The 3970-nt window shown below is 72.7% G+C and carries 4 protein-coding genes; 3 read left to right on the forward strand and 1 reads right to left on the reverse strand.

Annotation, left to right across the window (positions count from 1 at the left end):
- Positions 1-43: 43 nt before the first annotated feature.
- The gene (locus GT045_RS18540; protein WP_161287506.1) at positions 44-781 is read right to left on the reverse strand and encodes a SigE family RNA polymerase sigma factor; all 738 of its coding nucleotides are present in this window, start codon (positions 779-781) and stop codon (positions 44-46) included.
- Between the two features lie 241 nt (positions 782-1022).
- Between GT045_RS18540 and afsQ1 the strand changes: the two genes are divergently transcribed.
- From afsQ1 to GT045_RS18555, 3 genes are read left to right on the forward strand one after another with little or no spacing between them, the layout of a single operon-like run.
- The gene (afsQ1, locus tag GT045_RS18545; RefSeq protein WP_345942686.1) at positions 1023-1700 is read left to right on the forward strand and encodes a two-component system response regulator AfsQ1; all 678 of its coding nucleotides are present in this window, start codon (positions 1023-1025) and stop codon (positions 1698-1700) included.
- Entirely contained in the window at positions 1697-3286 is a 1590-nt protein-coding gene (locus GT045_RS18550) for a HAMP domain-containing sensor histidine kinase (protein ID WP_345942687.1), read from the forward strand. The genes afsQ1 and GT045_RS18550 overlap by 4 nt, the downstream gene beginning before the upstream one ends.
- The gene (locus tag GT045_RS18555; protein WP_161287508.1) at positions 3283-3885 is read left to right on the forward strand and encodes a hypothetical protein; all 603 of its coding nucleotides are present in this window, start codon (positions 3283-3285) and stop codon (positions 3883-3885) included. The genes GT045_RS18550 and GT045_RS18555 overlap by 4 nt, the downstream gene beginning before the upstream one ends.
- The last annotated feature ends 85 nt before the right edge of the window (positions 3886-3970 follow it).

Consider the following 3970-nt stretch of genomic DNA (forward strand, 5'->3'; position numbering starts at 1 on the left):
GTCCCCCGTTCCCCCCTCAGGTCACCCCCGTGACCCCTGAGCCTCAGGCGACCAGCTCGCCGAAGGCGTCCTCCTCGTCACGGCCGAAGCTGAGGACCTCGTCCTCGCGCAGCCGGCGGAGCGAGCGCCAGATGCTGGACTTCACCGTGCCGACACTGATGCCGAGTATCTCCGCGATCTCCGGGTCCGTGCGGCCCTCGTAGTAGCGCAGGACCAGCATGGTGCGCTGGAGTTCGGGCAGCCGGGCCAGCGCCTGCCACAGGACCGCGCGCAGCTCGGTGCCGCGCATCGCGTCCGTCTCGCCCGGCGTCTCCGGCAGTTCCTCGGTCGGGTACTCGTTGAGCTTGCGGCGCCGCCAGGCGCTGATGTGCAGGTTGGTCATGGTGCGGCGGAGGTAACCGCCGACCGCCGCCTTGTCGCTGATCCGGTCCCACGCCCTGTACGTCGAGAACAGCGCGCTCTGCAGCAGGTCCTCGGCCTCGAAGCGGTCCCCGGTCAGGTGGTAGGCGGTGGCGTACAGGGAGGCGCGGCGCTCCTGGACGTAGGCGGTGAACTCCGCCTCGCTCAGGGAACGACGCTCCCCCGGGCCCTCCCCGTACGCGGCCCCCCCGTGCGGTTCCCCCGTGTGTGCGTCAACCACCGACATGAAGGACGGGTGCTGACGCCCGGTGCCGCGAGCGCACCCCCGCCCGCTCACGGCACCGGACTTCTCGGATCCCCGGTGCACGTCGTGCAGACGCGTGACCACTGCGCTCGTGCTCATGCCGTGCAGCGTGTTCATCTCGCGCTCCCCCGTCGTGGACTTCCGGTGACTCGGTCTTGCCGGGCCGGTTCCGGCTCGCCGTCCGGCCCGTGACGAAAAGACTGCCGGGGTGACTTCATGGCCGTGTCCGCCGACTGTCACAGACCTGTCACAGGGGCCCCTCCCAGGCGCGTCACACACCGCGCACAGGTGGTCGCGCTGGAGAAGGCCTGGTGCCGGCAGGTCGTACGACACCCCGTCCATGGGCCAGAATGAGCCCGTGCCTTCCCTGTTGCTGATCGAGGACGACGACGCCATCCGTACGGCCCTGGAGCTGTCCCTGACGCGCCAGGGACACCGGGTGGCCACCGCTGCCAGTGGCGAGGACGGTCTGAAGCTGCTGCGCGAGCAGCGGCCGGACCTGATCGTGCTGGACGTGATGCTGCCCGGCATCGACGGGTTCGAGGTGTGCCGGCGCATCCGGCGCACGGACCAGTTGCCGATCATCCTGCTCACCGCGCGCAACGACGACATCGACGTCGTCGTCGGACTGGAGTCGGGAGCCGACGACTACGTCGTCAAGCCGGTCCAGGGCCGGGTGCTCGACGCCCGGATCCGGGCCGTGCTCCGGCGCGGGGAGCGCGAGTCCAGCGACTCGGCGGCCTTCGGCAACCTCGTCATCGACCGGTCGGCCATGACCGTCACGAAGAACGGCGAGGACCTCCAGCTGACGCCGACCGAGCTGCGGCTGCTGCTGGAGCTGAGCCGGCGGCCCGGTCAGGCGCTGTCCCGCCAGCAGTTGCTGCGGCTGGTGTGGGAGCACGACTACCTGGGCGACTCCCGCCTGGTCGACGCCTGCGTGCAGCGGCTGCGCGCCAAGGTGGAGGACGTGCCCTCGTCCCCGACGCTGATCCGTACCGTCCGCGGTGTCGGCTACCGCCTGGACTCCCCTCAGTGACCGACACGCACGGAGGGCTGCGCGGCTGGACCGCGGGGCGCAGGGGAAGTCTGTCGCGGCTGCGGTTCACCAGCCTCCGGCTGCGTCTGGTGCTGGTGTTCGGACTGGTCGCGCTCACCGCCGCGGTGTCGGCGTCGGGCATCGCCTACTGGCTCAACCGGGAGGCCGTGCTCACCCGCGCCCAGGACGCGGTGCTGCGTGACTTCCGGCAGGAGATGCAGAACCGTGCGGGCGCGCTGCCCGCCCACCCGAGCCAGGACCAGCTGCAGCGCGCGGCGGGCCAGATGGCGGCCAGCAGCCAGCGCTTCAGCGTGCTCCTGGTCGCCCAGGACACCGACGGCAAGACGGTGTACGGCAATTCGGGCGGCATCAACGGCTTCGCGCTGGAGGACGTGCCCGAGTCGCTGCGCACGGCCGTGGCCAAGCGGCAGCCGGTGACCGGCTCCAACAAGGAGCCGTACCACCTGTACTGGCAGCGGGTCGTGGACCACGGCACGCCCTACCTGGTGGCCGGCACCCGTGTCATCGGCGGCGGTCCGAGCGGTTACATGGCCAAGTCCCTGGAGCCGGAGGCGAAGGACCTCAACTCGCTGGCCTGGTCGCTGGGCATCGCCACCGGGCTCGCGCTGATCGGGGCCGCGCTGCTCGCGCAGGCCGCCGCCACCACCGTGCTGAAGCCGGTGCACCGGCTCGGCGTCGCCGCCCGCCGGCTCGGCGAGGGCCGGCTGGACACCCGGCTGCGGGTGTCCGGCACCGACGAACTCGCCGATCTTTCCCGGACGTTCAACAACGCGGCCGAGGCACTGGAACAGCGGGTCGCGGAGATGGCGGCGCGGGACGACGCGTCCCGGCGGTTCGTCGCCGACATGTCGCACGAGCTGCGCACCCCGCTCACCGCCATCACCGCCGTCACGGACGTGCTGGAGGAGGAGCTGGAGTCGGAGGCCGGGGGCATCGACCCGATGGTCGAGCCCGCCGTCCGGCTGGTGGTCAGCGAGACCCGCAGGCTGAACGACCTGGTCGAGAACCTGATGGAGGTGACCCGCTTCGACGCGGGCACCGCCCGGCTGGTCCTGGACGACGTCGACGTCGCCGACCAGATCACCGCCTGCATCGACGCCCGGGCCTGGCTGGACGCGGTCGAGCTGGACGTCGAGCGCGGCCTGCACGCCCGCCTGGACCCGCGCCGGCTGGACGTCATCCTGGCCAATCTGATCGGCAACGCGCTCAAGCACGGCGGCTCGCCGGTACGGGTGTCGGTGCGGCAGGCGGACGACTCGGTGGAGATCCGGGTCCGCGACCACGGGCCCGGCATCCCGGAGGACGTCCTCCCGCACGTCTTCGACCGGTTCTACAAGGCGAGCGCCTCCCGGCCGCGTTCCGAGGGCAGCGGGCTCGGCCTCTCCATCGCCCTGGAGAACGCGCACATCCACGGCGGCGAGATCTCCGCCGCCAACTCCCCCGAGGGCGGGGCGGTGTTCACGCTCCGGCTGCCACGGGACGCCTCGCGGCTGACCGAGGAGGACGGCGGGGACGACACGGACGGCACGACCGAGCGGAACGACTCGGGAAGGGAGGGGTCATGACCGTACGACGCCTGCTGGCGCTGCCCCTCCTGGGCGCGCTGCTCACGGGCTGCGGCATCCGGGCCACGGAGGTACCGACGGACTTCGGGGCGGCGCCCTCCCGGGTGCCCTGCTCGCTGGCCGGGCCCGACGTGTCCGCGCAGTCCTCGCGAGGGGTGCCGGTGCAGGTCTTCCTGCTGTGCGGCGCCTCCCTGGTGGCCGTGGACCGCGCCGTGCGGGTGCCGGAGGGCACCCCGGACGCCAAGCGACGGGTGATCGTGGCGCAGGGGCTGCTGGACCAGCTCGCCGCGTCACCGTCGAGCGCCGAGCGCTCCGCGGGCTACACGACGTACGTGCCGGGCGGCCTCGGCGTGAGCGGGCCCGCCCCGAAGGATCCCGAGGACACGCTGCGCCTGAGCACGCCGCCCTCGCGCCTCACCTCCTACGCCCTGGCCCAGCTGGTGTGCACCCTGTCGGACTCGGCGGCGACGGAGGACGACGGCTCGGTCATCCTGGGCGGCCCGAGGCCGGGCCCGCTGCGGCGCTACGAGTGCACCGACGACGTCCGCGACCACCCCGGCACCACCCAGCCGCCTTCCGGACGCGTCACAGGCGCGTAGCGGGCCGCGGGACAGCCGGTCGCGGCGGGTGGCGGCCTCGCGGGGCCGACGGGCGGCGGGGCAGCCGGTCGCGGTGGGTGGCGGA

The sequence above is a fragment of the Streptomyces sp. SID486 genome (assembly GCF_009865385.1).
Lineage (GTDB): Bacteria > Actinomycetota > Actinomycetes > Streptomycetales > Streptomycetaceae > Streptomyces.